The 19,840-nt window shown below is 38.8% G+C and carries 14 protein-coding genes; 11 read left to right on the plus strand and 3 right to left on the minus strand.

The window, feature by feature from the left end; translation table 11 throughout:
- The first annotated feature begins 132 nt into the window (after positions 1-132).
- From glcT to ACVIJU_RS07595, 7 genes are all read left to right on the plus strand, one after another.
- Entirely contained in the window at positions 133-972 is an 840-nt protein-coding gene (gene glcT / locus ACVIJU_RS07565; protein WP_063389340.1) for a glucose PTS transporter transcription antiterminator GlcT, read from the plus strand.
- Positions 973-1,143: 171 nt separating this feature from the next.
- Positions 1,144-3,213 carry a glucose-specific PTS transporter subunit IIBC gene (gene ptsG / locus ACVIJU_RS07570; protein WP_144598122.1) on the plus strand — a complete coding sequence of 690 codons (2,070 nt, stop codon included), beginning with the start codon at positions 1,144-1,146 and terminating at the stop codon, positions 3,211-3,213.
- A 127-nt stretch (positions 3,214-3,340) separates the two neighbouring features.
- Positions 3,341-3,607 carry a phosphocarrier protein HPr gene (locus ACVIJU_RS07575; protein ID WP_063389338.1) on the plus strand — a complete coding sequence of 89 codons (267 nt, stop codon included), beginning with the start codon at positions 3,341-3,343 and terminating at the stop codon, positions 3,605-3,607.
- Complete coding sequence (gene ptsP, locus ACVIJU_RS07580; RefSeq protein WP_144598123.1) at positions 3,607-5,322, plus strand: phosphoenolpyruvate--protein phosphotransferase; 1,716 nt, start codon at positions 3,607-3,609, stop codon at positions 5,320-5,322. Before ACVIJU_RS07575 ends, ptsP begins: the two co-directional genes overlap by 1 nt.
- A gap of 635 nt (positions 5,323-5,957) precedes the next feature.
- Positions 5,958-7,940 (plus strand): methyl-accepting chemotaxis protein, encoded by a 1,983-nt coding sequence (locus ACVIJU_RS07585; RefSeq protein WP_456687434.1) that lies wholly within the window; start codon positions 5,958-5,960, stop codon positions 7,938-7,940.
- A 433-nt stretch (positions 7,941-8,373) separates the two neighbouring features.
- On the plus strand, positions 8,374-9,159 hold the full coding sequence (locus tag ACVIJU_RS07590; protein ID WP_327848611.1) for an SDR family oxidoreductase: 786 nt from the start codon (positions 8,374-8,376) through the stop codon (positions 9,157-9,159).
- Positions 9,160-9,254: 95 nt separating this feature from the next.
- Positions 9,255-10,124 carry an NAD(P)-dependent oxidoreductase gene (locus tag ACVIJU_RS07595; RefSeq protein ID WP_340786684.1) on the plus strand — a complete coding sequence of 290 codons (870 nt, stop codon included), beginning with the start codon at positions 9,255-9,257 and terminating at the stop codon, positions 10,122-10,124.
- Between the two features lie 142 nt (positions 10,125-10,266).
- On the opposite strand, the gene ACVIJU_RS07600 is transcribed toward ACVIJU_RS07595, so the two are convergent.
- Positions 10,267-11,052, minus strand: a complete 786-nt coding sequence (locus tag ACVIJU_RS07600; protein WP_339229218.1) for a CAP domain-containing protein — start codon at positions 11,050-11,052, stop codon at positions 10,267-10,269.
- Positions 11,053-11,396: 344 nt separating this feature from the next.
- Here ACVIJU_RS07600 and ACVIJU_RS07605 point away from each other — a divergent pair, with 344 nt between their 5' ends.
- Complete coding sequence (locus ACVIJU_RS07605; RefSeq protein WP_066247970.1) at positions 11,397-13,472, plus strand: peptidoglycan D,D-transpeptidase FtsI family protein; 2,076 nt, start codon at positions 11,397-11,399, stop codon at positions 13,470-13,472.
- 566 nt (positions 13,473-14,038) lie between these two features.
- A complete protein-coding gene (locus ACVIJU_RS07610) occupies positions 14,039-15,865 on the plus strand; it encodes a PAS domain S-box protein (RefSeq protein WP_456687435.1) in 1,827 nt (608 codons plus the stop codon).
- A 78-nt stretch (positions 15,866-15,943) separates the two neighbouring features.
- Here the strand turns inward: ACVIJU_RS07610 and ACVIJU_RS07615 are convergent, their stop codons facing one another.
- Complete coding sequence (locus tag ACVIJU_RS07615; RefSeq protein WP_130157574.1) at positions 15,944-17,098, minus strand: aminotransferase A; 1,155 nt, start codon at positions 17,096-17,098, stop codon at positions 15,944-15,946.
- Between the two features lie 109 nt (positions 17,099-17,207).
- On the opposite strand from ACVIJU_RS07615, the gene corA reads away from it, so the two are divergent.
- On the plus strand, positions 17,208-18,176 hold the full coding sequence (corA, locus tag ACVIJU_RS07620) for a magnesium/cobalt transporter CorA (RefSeq protein WP_198318521.1): 969 nt from the start codon (positions 17,208-17,210) through the stop codon (positions 18,174-18,176).
- Between the two features lie 351 nt (positions 18,177-18,527).
- On the plus strand, positions 18,528-19,082 hold the full coding sequence (locus ACVIJU_RS07625; protein WP_144598128.1) for a TIGR00725 family protein: 555 nt from the start codon (positions 18,528-18,530) through the stop codon (positions 19,080-19,082).
- Between the two features lie 115 nt (positions 19,083-19,197).
- Here the strand turns inward: ACVIJU_RS07625 and ACVIJU_RS07630 are convergent, their stop codons facing one another.
- On the minus strand, positions 19,198-19,569 hold the full coding sequence (locus tag ACVIJU_RS07630; protein WP_063389454.1) for a hypothetical protein: 372 nt from the start codon (positions 19,567-19,569) through the stop codon (positions 19,198-19,200).
- Between the last annotated feature and the right edge of the window lie 271 nt (positions 19,570-19,840).

The raw sequence follows: 19,840 nt of genomic DNA on the forward strand, positions 1-19,840 counted from the left end.
TGCCTCACCCCCAGTCTTAGGTGTTCGATTGTAAATTTTTTCTTGCTTTTGCTGAGTGCAAAATGCATTGACCTCCCCGTTCTTTTTTTGTACGATTATATAGATTTCTGGTAAAGGAGCGTCTTTTTAAACATGGGGTCCTTTAAAGTAAAAAAGGTGTTGAATAATAATGTATTAATAGCTGGCCACGACACCTTTCAGGAAGTCGTCTTGATTGGAAAAGGAATCGGTTTCGGAAAAAAAAGGGGGGAGCTGATTTCCAACGAAACAGTTGAAAAGATATTTGTGCTGAAAAACGAACAAGAACAGGAACAATATAAAAAACTTCTTCCTTATACAAACGAGAAGATGATAGAAGTTGTTTCAGACTGTATTGCCCACATTTCAAAGAAAGTCGGACTTCCTCTGAATGAACATATTCATATAGCTTTAACAGACCATATTACGTTCGCAATTAAGAGGATCGAGCAGGGGATGGACATCAAAAACCCTTTTTTATCAGAGACTGAAGTGCTTTATCCGAAAGAATATAATATTGCTAGTGAAGTGGTGTCCATTATTGAAGATAAGCTGAAAATCAAGCTGCCCAAAGGTGAGATCGGTTTCATCGCTCTCCACATTCACAGCGCCATAACGCATAAATCAATTTCTGAAGTGAACCGCCATTCTCAGCTTATTGCTCAGTTAATCGAAGTTGCAGAAGATTCCTTAAACATCCAGCTTGATAAAGAAAGCTTTAATTATTTGCGGCTTGTAAGGCATCTTCAGGCAACAATTGAAAGGGTTCTCAAAGAGGAAAAAACGGAAGAACCAGAAGAATTAGCTTTATTGTTGAAAAAAAAATATCCTCTATGCTATAATGTTGCATGGAAAATGATTAAAATGATGCAGCAAGTATTGAAAAAACAAATTGATGAAGCAGAAGCTGTTTATTTAACGATGCATTTATATCGAATAGCAAAAAAAGAATAAATTTTGCGCACGTGTTACTGATTCGATCAGGCATGAGTGAGCAAGGTGTACTGTATAGGGATTTGTTTTCGTACAGTTGACGCCTTGTTTCACCATGCCTTTTTTGTTTTTTCTAATACATCGATTATTCTTGCTGCATTTGTCAAATGATAATTATAAGGAGGTCATGTTATGTTTAAATCAATTTTCGGTGTTTTACAAAAAATAGGACGCGCGCTTATGCTGCCGGTAGCGCTTCTTCCTGCAGCAGGTATTTTGCTTGCATTTGGTAATGCTATGCAAAATCCGGATTTAACAGATAGAATTCCTGCTTTAACGAACGACTGGATCGTGCTTATCGCAAGCGTCATGGAGCAAGCTGGGCAAATTGTATTCTCCAACCTGCCGTTGTTATTTGCAGTCGGCGTTGCGATCGGTCTTGCAAACGGCGATGGAGTTGCAGGGATTGCAGCAGTCATCGGCTACTTAATTATGAATGTTACAATGAACGGTATTTTAACAGGTTTGGGTCAAATGCCTAAAGATATTAGTTCTGATCCAGCATTTGCAAACGTTCTCGGAATTGAGACTTTGCAAACAGGTGTGTTTGGCGGGATCATAGTAGGTATCATAGCTGCTTATATGTACAACAAATATTATAAAATTGAGCTTCCGCAATATTTAGGATTTTTTGCCGGAAAGCGGTTTGTTCCAATTGTGACAGCTGCGTCCGCTGTTCTATTAGGGATTGCGATGTACTTTATTTGGCCGCCGATCCAAGGGGCATTAAACCAGTTTTCTCAAGGAATACTTGAGACGAACAAAACGCTCGCCGCTTTTATTTTCGGTGTGATTGAACGTTCATTGATTCCGTTTGGATTACATCATATTTTCTATGCTCCTTTTTGGTATGAATTTGGTTCTTATGTAAACGAAGCAGGGCACGTTGTTCGCGGCGATCAGGCCATTTTCTTTGCCCAAATCAAGGACGGTGTGGAATTGACAGCTGGAACGTTTATGACAGGTAAATTTCCGTTTATGATGTTCGGTCTCCCTGCCGCAGCACTCGCTATTTATCACGAAGCCAAACCCGAGAATAAAAAAGTGGTCGCAGGGATTATGGGTTCTGCCGCGTTAACATCGTTTTTAACAGGAATTACAGAACCGATTGAATTCAGCTTTTTGTTTGTAGCACCGCTTTTGTTTGCGATTCATGCGATATTTGCAGGACTATCCTTTATGGTCATGCATATTTTACATGTTAAAATTGGAATGACTTTTTCAGGCGGAGTGATCGACTTTATATTATTTGGCGTCCTTCCGAATCGAACAGCTTGGTGGCTCGTTATCCCAGTTGGGCTTGTATTTGCGGTCATTTACTATTTCGGTTTCCGATTTGCCATCCGAAAATTCAACCTGAAAACTCCTGGACGGGAAGATGCAAGTGTTGAAACGTCTGATGATGAGCAGGAGAGCGAAAAAGCCGGAGATCTTCCATATAACATTTTAGAGGCGCTTGGCGGAAATGAAAATATTCAGCACCTTGATGCATGTATCACAAGGCTGCGCGTATCTGTTCATGATCAAAAGAAAGTTGATAAAGAACGCTTGAAAAAGCTCGGCGCTTCAGGTGTTTTAGAAGTGGGCAACAACATCCAGGCAATTTTTGGCCCTAAATCGGACAATTTAAAAACTCAAATACAAGACATCATGAATGGAAGAACTCCAAGAGCAGAAAAAGTTCATTCTCCAGAGCAGGAAGTTAAAGAACAAGTGGAAAATGTTATGCCGGAAGAATTACAAAGCGAAAGCTTAACATTTTCATCGCCTATGACAGGTACTCTTCATCCGATTACAGAAGTACCGGATCAAGTATTCTCTGGAAAAATGATGGGAGATGGGATTGCTATTGTACCTGAAGAAGGTATCGTCGTCTCTCCTGTTAACGGTAAAGTGTTAAATGTATTTCCAACGAAACATGCTATTAGCTTGCAGTCTGATTCTGGCCATGAAATATTGATCCATTTTGGTATTGATACAGTAAAATTGAAAGGAAAAGGATTTGACATTTTCGTTTCAGAAGGCGATACTGTAAAATTGGGTGACAAACTTCTTGAAGTGGATCTTGAATATGTTAAAAATCATTCTCCTTCTATTATGACGCCGATTGTCTTCACTAATTTAAAAGAAGGTGAAGCAATTGAATTGAAAAAAGTAGGCAAAGTAAACAAGGGCGAAGAAAACATTATTGCCATTCGGTAGCAGTTAGTAAACCGGCCTTGTTTAAATCGGACAAGGCTGGTTTCACAAATAATTGATTATCAGCTTGCACAACTCGACATGCACTGATAAAATTTTTAAAGAAAATAGCAGAAAGGATTTGATGCAAATGGCTGAAAAAACATTCAACATTACCGCTGACACAGGAATTCACGCAAGACCTGCGACTATATTAGTGCAAACGGCAAGCAAATTTGAAGCCGACATTAATTTGGAATACAATGGAAAAACAGTAAACTTAAAATCTATTATGGGAGTTATGTCATTAGGTATTCCAAAAGGAGCAACCATTAAAGTTACAGCATCAGGTGCTGATGAAAATGATGCACTTCAAGCGATTGAAGAGACAATCAAAAAAGAAGGGTTAGGCGAATAATGATACAGCTATCTGGGATTGCAGCATCAAACGGTATCGCTATTGCGAAGGCATACCGTCTAGAAGAGCCGGATTTAACCGTATCAAAAAAAGAAATACAAAATATTCGAGCAGAAATTGAGCGTTTTGAACAATCTGTCGAAAGCGCCAAAGCAGAGCTCGAGGTAATTAAAAACAGCACAGAAGAAAGGCTTGGTGCGGATAAAGCAGCGATTTTTGAAGCGCATTTGCTCGTTTTGAACGATCCTGAGCTGTTAAATCCAGTCAAAGAGAAAATCGAAAACGAAGCTGTAAACGCTGAATTTGCAATGAGGGAAACAGCTGATCAATTTATTGCGATGTTCGAAGCGATGGAAAATGAGTATATGCGCGAGCGAGCAGCGGATATTCGGGATGTCACGAAAAGGGTTATAGCCCATTTATTAGGCGTTCAAATCCCAAATCCAAGTTTAATTAATGAAGAAGTCATTATTGTTGCAGAAGATTTAACACCCTCTGATACTGCGCAATTAAACAAAAATTTTGTTAAAGCATTTACAACTGATATTGGAGGAAGAACATCCCATTCTGCGATCATGGCTCGTTCTATGGAAATCCCTGCTGTTGTCGGAACAAAGGAAGCTACCGCCAAAATTGAAAGCGGTGCTTTAGTCATTGTTGATGGGATTGAAGGACAAGTAATCATAAATCCAAGTGAAGATTGTATTGCCGAATATGAAAAGAAAAGAGAAAAATATGAAGAGCAAAAAGCGGAATGGGCTAAATTAAAAGACGAGCCGACGTTGTCGAAGGATGGACATCGTGTCGAGCTTGCCGCTAATATTGGCACGCCTAATGACGTACAAGGTGTTCTTGACAACGGCGGTGAAGGAATAGGTCTCTACCGTACGGAATTTTTATACATGGGACGAGACCAAATGCCTACAGAAGAAGAACAATTTGAAGCATATAAAACAGTTCTTGAGAGAATGGAAGGAAAACCTGTTGTTGTCCGTACATTGGATATCGGCGGGGACAAAGAGCTTCCTTACTTGAATCTTCCAAAGGAGCTGAATCCTTTTCTTGGATTCCGCGCCATCCGCCTTTGTTTAGAAAAGCAAGATATTTTTCGGACACAGCTTAAAGCGCTGCTTCGCGCAAGCAAATATGGAAACTTAAAAATCATGTTTCCAATGATTGCGACAATCGATGAATTCCATCAAGCGAAAGCTATTCTGCTCGAAGAAAAAGAAAAACTTGTTCAAGCAGGTATTGAAGTAGCTGATGATATCGAAGTTGGAATAATGGTTGAAATTCCATCAACTGCTGTTATGGCGGATCAATTTGCCAAAGTGGTTGATTTCTTCAGCATTGGAACAAATGATTTAATTCAATATACAATGGCAGCAGACCGGATGAATGAACGGGTTTCATATTTGTATCAACCGTATAATCCGGCCATCCTCCGATTAATTTCCATTGTGATCGATGCAGCTCATAAAGAAGGAAAATGGGTTGGAATGTGCGGAGAAATGGCAGGAGACCCGATTGCTATACCGCTTCTGCTTGGACTTGGATTAGATGAATTTTCCATGAGCGCAACATCTATTTTACCTGCGCGTTCACAAATTAAAAAGCTTTCAAAACAGGAAGCAGAAAGCTTTAAAGAAAAAGTTCTTTCTATGCAAACAACGGAAGAAGTCGTTTCTTTTGTTAAAAAAACGTTCCAAATATAAAAGGTACGGAGCCGATCAGTTTAATCTGAATCGGCTCCTTTTTTTGATGAGCCGATTTATTTACGGAAGGTGAATATAAAAGAATTTCGGCTCTAAGTAAAATGGAATATGAAAAACGCAGAGCATCAGCATTTTTTGATTTTTACATCCGCTTTATTATCCCGATAAAGTCCATCAAAATATAAAAATGATTTGCAGCGAGCGTATAGCTAATTTGATACAAACGATAGAAAGCAAAACACAGCAGCTGCAGTTCATAAAAAGCTTTTTGTAGTTTGAGCAACTAAAACGACGGGGTATCACGATATAAATTAGGATAAGTTTGCAAATGCAAAAATTTGAAGCCCTCGATATCCGAATCTCTTCTTGTTACTTTCCTCCAATTTGCTAAAACTTTTTTTCTTTTTCACAGCCGGCACCGCTACGGCGGTATCTTTTTTTAGAAGAAACACATGCAGCCTATGCTTTTTTTATGCAAGATCGCTCCCAAAAACAAAGCCAATTGGAAATATGAAAAAGATAATTAGTTTCATTTTGTAAAAAGATAAATCAGATTGCCGATATATACATTAGAAAACGTATAAGTTTTCTTAATTATTTTTATTAAATAAAGATTTATGTAGGAGATGGAACAAATGTTTAAAAAGCTTCAGTGGAAATTGACAGCGCTCATCACCATATTGTTAATTTTTTCACTTTTGGTTGTTTTTTTCACGTCTGATTATTTTGTTCAAAAGAACATTAAATCAGATGCGTTTCATACGGGGCAATCGATTGTTAAGCAAGCGAAAAAGAACCTGCTTTTACAGATGCAGGAATATGAAAGAATTTTGCTGCTTTTCAGCAATGAACCGGAAATCGCACAGTTGCTTGAAAAAAATGACGATCAATCTTTACAGTCCGTAAAGGAAACGTTTCAATCGTTTTTAAGCGCTAATCAATTGGTCCGGTCTGTCTATGTAGCCAACACTAAGACTCTTGTTGCTGCAGAACCTGAGTTAAACTTAAAGGAAGATTTGATAATCAATTCACGACCTTGGTATAAAAGCGCTGTAACAAGTCCAAACTTTGTTTCGTGGTCAGAGCCTTATCGTGATGGGGAAAAAGGAGAATATGTTGTTACCGCCTCAAAGGCCATTACAAAGGATGGGGTGTTGCTTGGCGTTATTGGAATTGATATTAATTTAACAACGTTTAATGAATTTGTTAAGCAAGTGGAAGCTGGCTTTGGAGGGTATACATTCCTGCTTGATAGAAATGGAGTTGCCATCGCTCATCCGAAAATGACCGGAAAAAATTTATATAAAAACAACGGTCTTATGGCACCGATTAAAAACCAAAAACAAGGTATAGCTTCTATAAAAGAAAATGGAAAAGATTCAACCATTATTTTTGAAACGATCACGGAACTAAATTGGAAAATCGGTGTAGTCTATTCGGATGCAAATCTGGAGCAAACAGCCCGCACAATCCGGAGCATTAACGTTTCCATTATTATTGCTGCATTGATTGTGGCATTTTTCATCACTAGTTTTGTTTCGAGAAGCATTTCAAAGCCGATTTTGCTTTTGGCTAAAAACGCCGACAAAATGGCTGAAGGGGATTTATCCGGAACATTAACAGTGAAAAATAAAGATGAAATCGGGAAATTGGCTAATAGCTTTACGAAGATGACCGATAACATCCGACAAATTCTCCTCGATCTGGACGGATCCGTGAAGGAGCTGCAGCAATCTGCTCAAACATTAAACGTGGTTTCGGAAGAAGCTACTGCGTCAAGTGAGGAAATTTCCGTTGCAATTGAGGAAATTGCAAAAGGCTCAGGTGAGCAGGCAAACAGTACGGAAATTATAAACGGACAAATCAAACAATTAGAAGATTGTATTCAACAAGTAAACAATGATGTAAAAAATGTCGAAAATTTATCTTACGAATCACAAAATGCCAGCTATAATGGTTTAGAAAAGCTAAATGAGCTTCAAATAAAATCAAATGAGGCTGACAAAGAATCTGAGATGGTCCAATCCGTACTACAAAATCTTGTAGATCGAGTTGAAAAAATTTCTGATATCGTGTCGACCATTTCCAAAATTTCAGATCAGACGAACTTGCTCGCTTTAAATGCAAGTATTGAAGCAGCAAGAGCAGGTGAATCAGGTAAAGGATTTGCAGTTGTCGCTGAGGAAGTAAGAAACCTTGCTGAACAATCGGCAAAAGCGACAGAAAACATTAAAAATATGATTGAAGGAATCCAAATTGAAACGAAAAATGCCTACGATGCAATGAGTCGTTCTAAGAAAATTCATGAAGAACAAAACAAAGCTGTTCAAGTGACAGGCAATGCGTTTCATGAAATTGCAATTAAAATGGAAGATTTGCTTAATGCCATTAAATCAACATTAAATGCGATCAATCGGATGAATGAGCAAAAAGAAACAGTCGTCGAATCGATTGAAAATATTTCTGCAGTAACCCAGCAGCTAGCTGCCTCTGCGGAAGAAGTCAGTGCAACAACGAACGAGCAAGTCAAAGCATTCTCAATGGTTGCGGAAAAAGCGGAATCGTTAAGCGAAGAAAGCAACCGCTTAAAAGGCTTAGTAGAACGCTTTAAGTTATAAAAAATATGCAGGGGGTGTCTAATAAGTCGTTTTTACGGCTTATTGACGCCCCCATTAATGTTTTAGAAACGTTGATATATCGGTGTTTATGATTTTTTGTTTTCAATAGGGATTTGACTTTCTGGACAGCTCCTTCTTCATTATTGATTTGAATGCAATTCACCTAGATGAGCAGGCAGGTAAGAAAACCATAACAGTTGATGTCAAGAAAAAGCATGGGTTTGCAGCTCCCTTTGAGATTTGAATTTTGGACATACTACTGCGTGAAAGAAGACAAGCTTAAACGCACCTTCGCAAGCCGCCTTTGACAGTGTTGAGCAAACAAAAGAAGCTCTATGCCGTTTAAAAATTCAGAATGGGAGTAAAACGAAAGTTCCCACATTTTGATAAGATCATGATAAGATGAAAGAAAAGGTGAAAGGATGGAATGTCAATGGATTTCGGTTTCAAAGGTAAAACAGCACTTGTTTTGGCATCAAGTCAAGGATTAGGTAAAGCGATTGCAACAAGGCTTGTGGAAGAAGGAGCCGACGTGATGATCACAAGCCGAAATGAAGAAAAGCTAATAGACGTGGCAAATCAATTAAATGCGCTTGGAAAAGGAAAAGCAGCCTTTATTAAAACAGACATTACTTCAAAAGAGGAAATTAGCAGGCTAGTTAATCAGACAATAAAAGAGTTTGGCAAAATTGATTTACTCGTTAACAACGCTGGCGGTCCCCCTGCAGGAGGATTTGAGCAAATGACTGATGAAGATTGGCAAAATGCTTTTGAATTAAACTTGCTCAGCTATATCCGTACCATTCGCGAGATTCTTCCGCATATGAAACAAAGAGGAGGGAAAATCGTAAATATTGCCTCTTCTTCCGTGAAGGAGCCGATCCCGGGTTTAATTTTATCCAACACGTTTCGCTTAGGAATTGTGGGGCTGACGAAAACGTTAGCAACAGAATTTGCAAAGTACAATATTTTAATTAACACGGCGTCACCCGGCAGAATTGCAACAGAACGGATTGATCAATTGGAAGAATGGAATGCAGCGAAGCTCGGTATTCCGAAAGAAGAGATCAAGAACAAATATTTGGAAGCGATTCCTCTCAATCGCTACGGAGAACCGAATGAATTTGCGAACTATGTGCTGTTTCTTCTGTCTGACTTGAATACATATATGACTGGACAAACCTTTTTGATTGACGGCGGTTTAGTAAAGTCCATTTAATCGGGTGTGCACTGAAAGCTGAAATGCAAGCGTTTCATAGCAGAACAGTTTCATTACTAAGCCGTATACACTGAAATGGGGAAAGGGTGAACAATATGTCAAAAAAAACAATCGGTTTTATTGGGCTTGGAGTAATGGGAAAAAGCATGGCACGTCATTTGCTTGAAGCGGGTTATCCGCTTACGGTTTATACCCGGACAAAAGAAAAGGCCGAAGATTTGATCAATCAAGGTGCTGCTTGGAAAGAATCGATCAAAGATCTCGCAAAAGATGCGAATGTTATTATCACGATGGTTGGTTTCCCGAAAGATGTTGAAGAAGTTTATTTTAGTGAAAATGGAATTTTAGCCAATGCCTATCCAGGAGCTATATGTATTGACATGACAACGACAAAACCATCGCTTGCCGAAAAAATATACGAAAAATCAAAGGAAAAAGGCATTTCCTTTTTAGATGCACCTGTTTCAGGAGGAGATGTCGGCGCAAAAAATGGAACGCTATCGATTATGGTCGGAGGAGATCAAGAGACGTTCGATGAATGTTTTGAAATTTTTGAGAAAATGGGAAAAAATATTGTTTATCAAGGAAAAGCTGGTGCGGGGCAGCATACAAAAATGTGCAACCAAATTGCGATTGCTGCCGGCATCATTAGTGTTTGTGAATCGCTTGCCTACGCTGTTCGGGCGGGGCTGGATCCAGATAAGGTGTTGAAAAGCATTTCCTCCGGAGCTGCTGGAAGCTGGTCTTTGTCGAACTATGCGCCGAGAATGCTTTCGAATCAATTTGAGCCTGGATTTTATGTCAAGCACTTTATAAAAGATATGGACATTGCTTTAGAGGAAGCAAGAAGAATGGAATTAGACGTACCAGGGCTTGAGCTTGCGAGAAGCTTGTATGAAAAACTGGCTGAAATGGGAGAAGAAAATAGCGGAATACATGCATTATATAAGCTGTGGAAAAAATAAAAACGCACATCATTCTTTCAAGTCACACAATTTTAGTCAGCTTATTCTTTTTCTCAGCTTCTCAGCGAATTTATTTTCAAAAAAATGTGGGGGCATATCCCCCACCTTTTGAACAGTTGAAATGAGTGAACTGTCCGATCTATTATTTTCCAATAAACATTTGTGTCCAGTAATTTCCATTTTCCACGTAACCAACGCCGATATGAGTAAAGTTAGGATTTAAAATGTTTTGTCTGTGGCCAGAGCTGTTCATCCAAGCATTAACAACTTCTTCAGGAGTACGCTGCCCCATTGCAATATTTTCCCCTGCTGTTCTGAAGGAAATGCCGAACTTTTTCATCATGTCAAACGGAGATCCGTAAGTCGGGCTTGTGTGGGAAAAATATTTGTTTCTTTGCATATCTAAAGATTTTTCACGAGCTACCTTGCTTAAAGCTTCATCTAAAACAAGAGGCTTCAAACCTTGTTTTTGCCGCTCAGCATTTGTTAGTTCAACTACTTTTTTCTCAAATGCATTTACGGATGAAGCGGTTTGTGATTGTTTTGGTGTTTGGTTGTTGGTTGCTTTGTCATTGGCAGATGGTGCTGGCTGAGTTGTTTTTTGAGTAGTTTGGGCTGGTTTTTTCACAGCTTGCTTGTTCGCAGGCTGGTTTATGTTTCTTTTAATTGCTTCTTTTATAGCATTATTTGCTTCTATGCTTGGATTTTGTAAACAGTTGTTAAATAGATTTTGCAATTCTTTTGAATCAGCTGATTGAATGAGCTGTTTCAATTGATCTTCGTTTATATTATAAGGTCCGAAAGCTTGTACGTAGCTTTTGATTTGAACTGGTTGGTTTTGAATTTCAGCTGCATTGGCATTTGTGCCGGCGCCTGCAGTGAAAATGGCGGCAGCTGCTGCAATAGAAGCAATAATAGATTTCTTCATGCGTTTCTACCTCCTTGAAATTTGTTCATGTAATTTACGAAACTATCATAACATGCGTTTTTTGTCATATTTTTGTCTATTCCTTCCATTGACAAATAATAGATTTTAAGTTTATAAACATTATCATGTAATTGTTGAAATTATAGGGTTCCAACCGAGGGAATATATGATATACTTCCTTCAAGAAGTGACAAAATTAAGCAAAATGTCTATAAATTGATAAGAATTAGGGGTTGACAATCTGTATAGAAAACAAAACTTTGTAATGTATGTTACAATATATTTACAAGTTCATGAGTCGACTGAAACATGATTTATATTAGAAAAGAAAGGAAGATTCCTTCGTGAAAAAAGAAGCGGAAACAACTCCTTCTGAGACAAAACGGCAAAGGAAAGCGAGAATTTTTCGTATCAATTTTTTCTTTTTTATCGTTTTTCTTTTATTTGCCGCACTTGTCGTCCGCCTTGGCATCGTTCAAATTGTTCAGGGTGAAGAATATGCGAAAGAAGTCAGCCGGACAGAAGTGAATGTTGCGCAATATCCTGCACCAAGAGGAAAAATGTTTGACCGAAACGGGAGAATCGTTGTAGACAACAAAAATGTTCCTGCTGTGACCTATACGGTGGAGAAGACGACCAAAACGAAAGACAAGCTGGAAACAGCAAAAAAATTAGCACAGCTGATTGATCTCGACACATCTTTTCTAAGAGAAAGAGATTTGCGGGATTATTGGATAGCCAAAAATCCAAAAAAGGCAGAAAACTTATTGACGGAAAAAGAGAAAAAATTAGAACCTAAGGAAACATATCCACTTCAGGTTGAACGGGTTCCGGAAGAAGAAATTAAAAAAATCGAGAAGGATCCAAAAGAATTGGAGCTTGCCGCTCTATATACGAAATTTTCATCCGGATATGCGTATGAGCCGCAGATTGTCGCAACGAACTTAAGCCAAGAAGAAGTTTCAAGGGTTGCGGAACAGCTGGAAAATCTTCCGGGTGTCGATGTCATCACAGATTGGGAAAGGGTGTACCCTTATGATGACGTATTTAAAACGATTTTAGGGAAAATCTCATCTCCAAAAGAAGGGATACCAGAAGACAATAAATCATTTTTTGTAGCTCGAGGCTATGCCCGAAATGAACGAGTTGGAAAAAGCTATTTGGAGCAGCAATATGAGGATTATCTAAACCCAAGAAAAGCAAAAGTTCAATATATATCTGATAAAGATGGAAATACGATTTCACAAAAGGAAATTGATGACGGCAGAAGAGGATTCGATTTAAAACTTTCCATCGATATCGAACTGCAAAAAAGAATTGAAAAAATTGTTGATCAGCAGATCAAAGCAGCAAGAGGACGTGGAAATTATTTAGTTGACCGCGCTTTCGTTGTCATGATGGATCCATATAAAGGAGACGTTTTGGCGATGGTCGGACGAATGTACGATTCCGGAGAGATGTTGAACTTTGATTACGGTGCATTTGGGACGCAATATGAAATGGGTTCTACCGTTAAAGGTGCGACAGTTTTAGCAGGATATCAATTTGGTCTGAGACACGGAACCGTCTTTTATGACGCACCAATTCGTTTAAAAGGGACTCCGGAAAAATCTTCTTATCAAAATATGGGGGCTGTATCTGACCTAACAGCGTTGCAAAGAAGTTCAAACGTTTATATGTTCCATATCGCTATGAAAATTGCTGGTATACAATATTATCCGGGAAGAAGTTTTCCAGCTAAAGACGAAGATTTTCAAAAGATGCGGAATTACTATGCCCAATTTGGTTTAGGGGTTCCGACAGGGATTGATCTCCCGCAGGAGTCCGCAGGGCAGCAATCTGATCCTGGAACTGACAGAGGGAAATTGCTTGACCTTGCCATTGGTCAGTTTGATACGTACACACCGCTGCAAATGGCCCAATATGTTTCAACGATTGCAAATGGCGGATACCGTGTCAAGCCGCGGCTTGTAACAGAAATTCTTGAACCGACTGACGATGGGCTCGGACCGATTGCTCAAGAAATGCCGGTAAAAGTGTTAAACCGAATAAACAATACGGAAGAGGATATTCAACGCGTCCAACAAGGCTTTTATCTAGTGACGAATACTCGACGCGGAACAGCTTACGCTCAGTTACATGGATTAAATGTTGCGGGCAAAACCGGAACAGCGGAAACGACTTATTATGGTACGAAGCGCCAATACTGGGGGACAGACGTTTATAATTTAACATTTATCGGCTATTATCCTGCCAAAGATCCGCAGGTTGCTTTCAGTGTTGTCGTCCCTTGGACAAAAAGAACCGGAAGCGAAGATGTGAATAAACGTATAGCGAGAGATATTGTAAAAGCATACATCGATTTACAGAAAGAATACGCCGGAAATTCCAATGCAAAATCAAATGATGACGAGCAATAAAAAATAAATTATATGGAAGGGCCGTCGCTTTTTAACGAGCGATGGCTTTTCTATTAGTTATCGAAAACCATTCATATAAATTGAACGATGCCGCATTCGCATAAAGATTTTTCGATAAACGGTTCGAAATTCGCACATGCCGCAAAAACCGCAAACTTTTGTCCTATCTGCATATCTCCGAATGGTGTGAAACCCGAAGAAAGCGCAAAAACCGCACATGGCCGCAAAATCGGTAAAGCTCATACCACCTCTTGCATGCCTCCGGTGCGTTGTTAAACCTGAGGGAAGCGCAAAAACCGCAAAATAACCGAAAAATCCGCATAAGACAAAAAAAACTAGCCCTTTTTTGGCCAGTATTTTTTAAAATGTTGATACATACATATTTTTTATAGGGAAGGAAATGCAGTGGAAAAAGTCGAAAAAACATTTTAAATAGTAAGATTGACACATTTTTAGATGTTTATTTTGTAAAACTATATTAAAATTTTAGGTGGACAAAAAGTAGCAGGTCAATGAACAAGATAGACTTTTTCTTTCTGGAAAGGGTAGTAATAGGGGGGCCAGGGATGAGTCAACAAATACAAAAGGGTGTGCACAATCAAACAGAAATCATTTATTCGGTTATTTCTAATGAAGGCTATTTTGAATACATCTCCTCAAATTGTTTGAAAGTGCTCGGATATAAACAAAAAGAACTAATCGGTTCCAATCTTTCAGAATACTTGCATGTAGAAGATATAAATATATTTGAAAGCTTTTTATATCATGGAGATGATATCTTTCCTTGTTCCTTCCGTTTTTTGCAGAAAAATGGATCCTATATTTGGATGAAAACGTCAGTTGATGTTATATACAATCATTTGAAAAAGGATCAAAGAGAATTTGTCTTAAAGTTTGCTGTCACTTCGGCGGATGACAAGATAGATGAAGTTCCCAAAGAAGTAAATCCGATACGTGCTGACGGTGCTCTTGATTTTGTGCACGAGCTTCCGTGCCCGCTCATAATTTCAAAAAAAGGGAAAGTTCAATATGCTAATACGGCTGCTGTTAAGCTGCTTGTGGCGACTAGCAGTGAAGATATTGTTGGAAAAATGGTTTTCCAATTTATTGACAAAATGTTTCACGAATCTGTCCATGAAACGATTGAAAATCTTCACAAAGGAATTGATAGCGGAATTTTAGAACAAATTTGGACATCTTTGGACGGGAACAAGATCTATGTTGAGTTGAAGAGCGTGCTTATATCATATAAAGGCGAACAAGCAGAACTGCTTGTCATTACCGATATTTCATCCAAAAAAATATACCAAAGCATTTTGCAGCAAAGCAGTGAAAAGTATCAAAGGCTGATTCAAAATTCCATCGATACAATTGCAGTGATTCATAATGATAAATGGGTTTTTATGAATGAGTCGGGGATCAAGCTTTTCGGTGCGCAAGATTATCCGGACGTATTGGGCAAAAGCATCTATCATTTTTTACACCCGGAATATCATCAGCATGTCAAAGATCAATTAGATGACATAATGAACGGAAGAACGGAAACAATCGTGACCAAGCAAAGCTGGTATACATATTCGAAAAAAATTGTCCATACCGAAATGGTTTGCATTCCGACAACATATTTTGGCGAACCGGCGGTTCAAATAATTTTACGAGATTTGTCTGAACATAAACATGCGGAAGAATTGATGATTCGCTCTGAAAAGCTTTCTGTTGCAGGGCAGCTGGCAGCAGGTATCGCCCACGAAATACGCAATCCGTTAACAGCAATAAAAGGTTTTTTACAGCTGATGCATGGTGAAATCGAAAAAGATAATCAATATTTTGAAATCATTTTTTCAGAGCTGAATCGAATTGAAATGATTTTGAGTGAATTGCTGATGCTTGCGAAACCGCAAGAAACGGTTTTTGAAAAAGCAAATGTCAAAACGATTTTACGCGAAGTTGTTACACTGCTGGAAACGGAAGCAATATTAAGAAATATTGTGATTGAGAAAAAATTTTCTGATGAGATTCAAGAAGTTGTTTGCGATAAAAACCAATTGAAGCAAGTTTTTATCAATCTCATTAAGAATGCAATTGAAGCAATGCCAAATGGAGGAACAGTTACAATTTCTACTAAATCTGAAAATTTTTCCATTGTGATTGAAATAAAAGATGAAGGAGAGGGGATACCGAAAGAGCTGCTAGAAAGATTAGGGGAGCCTTTTTTAACGACAAAAGAAAAAGGAACAGGTCTAGGATTAATGATCACATATAAAATTGTTGAAAATCATAAAGGCACGATCGATGTGTCGAGCAGCGAAAAAGGCACCGTTTTCACAATTAAGTTGCCAAAACAAAGGGGCTGTCCAGAAAGTCAAATCCCCATTGAAAACAAAAAATCATAAACACCGATATATCAACGTTTCTAAAACATTAATGGGGGCGCCAATAAGCCGTAAAAACGACTTATTAGACACCCCCTTCTATTTTCTTTTCAGTTGCACAAAATGCTCAAGCCTGTCCAAAGCTTTTTCCAGCTCTTTTGTCGAGTAAGCGTAAGAGATGCGGATAAACCCTTCTCCAAATTTGGAAAAAGCGCTCCCCGGGACGACCGCAACACCAGCCTTCTCAACCAGCTCCAAAGCAAAATCAAAAGAGCTTTGTCCAAATGATTGAATCGAAGGAAACAAATAAAAGGCTCCGCTTGGTTTAACAACCTCAAATCCCATTGCAACGAGACGACCGTATACGTACTCCAATCTTTTTTCATATTCTTTTTTCATTATTTGACCATCATGAAACCCTTCCGTTAAAGCGTTGTAAGCAGCTTTTTGAGAGATCGACGAAGCGCATGAAACATTATATTGATGCACTTTTAACATATGTTTTGTGATATCTTTCGGCGCAAAAAGAAATCCGATCCGCCATCCAGTCATGCTATGCGATTTGGAAAGTCCATTGACGACGATCGTCTGCTCCCGCAAAAAAGAAGCGATCGAGGTATGAGGTGCATCATACGTTAATTCACTGTAAATTTCATCCGCTAAAATAAAAATATCCTTCCCGCGAACGGCATCGGCAATCTCTATCAGCTCCTCTGCAGTGAATGTAACGCCTGTCGGATTGGACGGGTAAGGCAAAATTATGCATCGGGTTTTTTCTGTTATATTTTGTTTAATCAAATCCGCAGTTAATTTAAATTTGTTTTTTGTCGTATCAACATAAACGGGTATTGCTCCGCACAATTGAATAATTGGCTCATACCCCGGATAAACAGGACCTGGCAGCATTACCTCCGTCCCGGGCTCCAAAATCGTTCGAAGCGCTATATCAATCGCCTGGCTGGCCCCGATTGTAACAATCACTTCCGAACCAGGATCATAGGAGAGATGATATTTTTTATGTACAAATTGGCATGCTGCTTCTCTTACATCGATCAATCCTGCATTATGCGTATACGTTGTATAGTTGTCATCAATTGCCTGTTTTGCCGCTTCTTTTATATGTGAAGGCGTTGGGAAGTCAGGCTGACCAATCGTTAGCGAAACGATATCGTCATAGTTGGAAACGATGTTAAAAAAAGCTCGAATGCCGGAAATCGCAATGTTTTTTACATTTTGGTTAATCAAATGTTCCATACAAATCACCTGCTTTAATAAGTGTCGTCTTATATTTTATCATGTTTGTCCCAAGCTTTTATTGGTAAACTAAATTTATGTCCAAAAAAATTTAGAAAGTGTGATGTCTATGATACGAACATTAGTCATTACAACTGATTTGGAAGCTAAATATGATGTGGCATTAAAAGAGATTCGAAAAAAGGAAGTTCTTTGGTACTGGGTCGATTTTTACAAGGCGACGGAAGATGAAATTAGATTGCTAGGGAAATTTTTTCATTTTCATCCTTTGTCCATTGAGGATTGTGTCGAAAATGTTGAACGGCCGAAAATAGATTTTTATGACTCTTATATGTTTGTTGTGTTGCACGGAATTCATCAACAGACGCTGGAACCGGAAGAGCTTGACTTATTTGTAAACGAAAAAGGAATCGTCACATTTCACAAAAATGCCATTCGAGATCTAAACAACATTTGGCTGAGAATCAAAAAAGACGATTCTTTAAAAAAAGGGCCTATGAAAATCATGCATCAATTGACTGATAAGCTCGTTGATGATTTTTTTCCGCCCGTGTACCATTTGGAAGATTTATTAAATCAAATTGAGGAAAACAATAAAAACAAATCGATCAATGAGTTAATGAAAGAGCTTTTTTCCATCAGGTCTCAATTATCAAAAATAAGAAGAACAATCATTCCGATGCGGGATTTGATGTACCGGATCATCTCGTCCAACAGGCTGAACGAAATGAAGGAGGAAGATTTGTATTTTTATGATGTTTATGACCATTTACTCAAGCTTGTCGAGATGACGGAGGCAAATCGGGAGCTTGCGGCTGATATAAGGGACAGCTATTTATCTTACAACTCAAACCGGATGAATACGATTATGATGACATTGACGGTTATTTCGTCTATTTTTATGCCTCTTACGTTTATCGCAGGAATTTATGGAATGAATTTTGAATATATGCCCGAGCTGAAAATGAAGTATGGCTATTATATTGTATTAGGAGTCATGGCTCTCATCGGAACAGGAATGCTTTATATTTTTTATAAAATGGGTTGGTTCCGGTTTCATAAAGGTCCAAAATTGTAGCGGGCAAAAAATGCGGCCTGCTTCGTAAAAAATAGGATGGGTAAGTTTTTGCACATTATAAAAAAGAAACTTGAAGAGTGCAAAATTTAACAATGAAAGGCGGAAAATTGCTCTTTCAATTTATCGATACAGCGGTTTTGAAAGACTTGACAAGCATACATAGAAGATAAAAAGGAAAACAAAGGCGAGAGTAAGAAAAAATTCAGTATGCGCCCCCTCAAATTCTTTTGTAAGGTAAACAATCAAAAGGAACTCTTTTTATAAAAGGCTAAACAGTGACAGCAATACAAGCTGTTCACAAGCTTCGTTCTATAATATAAAACAGCAAAAAATTTGAAATGGAGGCTTATGATGGAGAGAATTGCAGTAATTGGTCAATCCGGCTTGATTCCGGAACATGTCCGCCTCCTGGCTGAAGAAATCGGTTCAGAAATTGCTAAAAGAGGAGCTGTTCTTTTGACAGGCGGCGGAAGCGGAGTGATGGAGGCAGTTTCACGAGGGGCCAAACAAGCAAACGGCCTTGTCGTAGGTATTTTGGCTGGAGACGACAAACTGGCAGCAAACGAATTTATTGATATTCCGATTAATACTGGATTAGGTTTTGATTACAGAAGCGTTTTGCTTGTTCATTCCGCAGATGCCATCATTATGATTGGAGGAGGAAATGGAACGCTTGGAGAATTGTCTGCCGCATATATGAACAAAAAACGTGTCATCATCGTTGAAAATTCAGGAGGATGGTCGAACACCGTGAAGCAAATCGCCTTTGAAGGCTGTTATTTAGATGAGCGGAGAACAGTCGAAATTCAGTTCGCTAAAACGGCTAAATCAGCTGTAGATCTTGCTTTTCAATCCATTTACAACCCTGTTGATCCCGATAAAAATACCGGTTTAATAGGTGACTAGCATGCGGATGTTTAAAAAGTCCAATCGGTTGAAAACAATATATCAACGTTTCTAAAATAGTAAAGGGGAGTCCCATAAGCCAAAAACGACTTATTAGACTGCCCCGAGTGTCATCTTAAAAACATGAGAAGGAAGAGATTCTGTTTAAATCAATGCCGAAATATTCCCATCGATTTTGACGAGGTCTCCAGCGCCACCCGGCAATGGACCTTTGTCCTACAAACACAGGGAAATACCAGAAGCTTCTGCCGTTTGTTAATCGGATAAATGTAAAGCGATGTAAACATCTTCTAATGCCTCCGGGATCAACTGCAAATGTTCCGACTCCGGGTGATTCTTGAGGAATAAAACTTGGAGGCGGTCCTGAAGGCGGTCCTTGCTGCTGTCCAAAACCGTCACTCGGACTTCCGCCGATTCCAGGAGGGCCGAATGGAGGGAAACCGGGACCAGTCCCCGTAGGAGGAAACGAAGGAAATCCTCCACCCATCCCTGGAAATCCCGGAAAAAATTCTGGCTGTTGAACTCCCGGGAGGATTTGTCGATAGAATGGATACACGTTCATGCTCCTTTCACTTTTCAGTTGTTCACCATAACATATGCAACTTCACTTTTAAGGTGTTTGACCTACATAAAAGTTTTTTATAAAAAAAGGAAATCAAGTCGTCTTTGTCGAAATAAAATGTATCATTTACGTTTTTGTGAGTAACGCTGTTCAGACTTATTTCCCAATTTGTATTAAATGAACAAAGAATAAAACC

It is taken from the genome of Aeribacillus sp. SP014 (assembly GCF_054055575.1).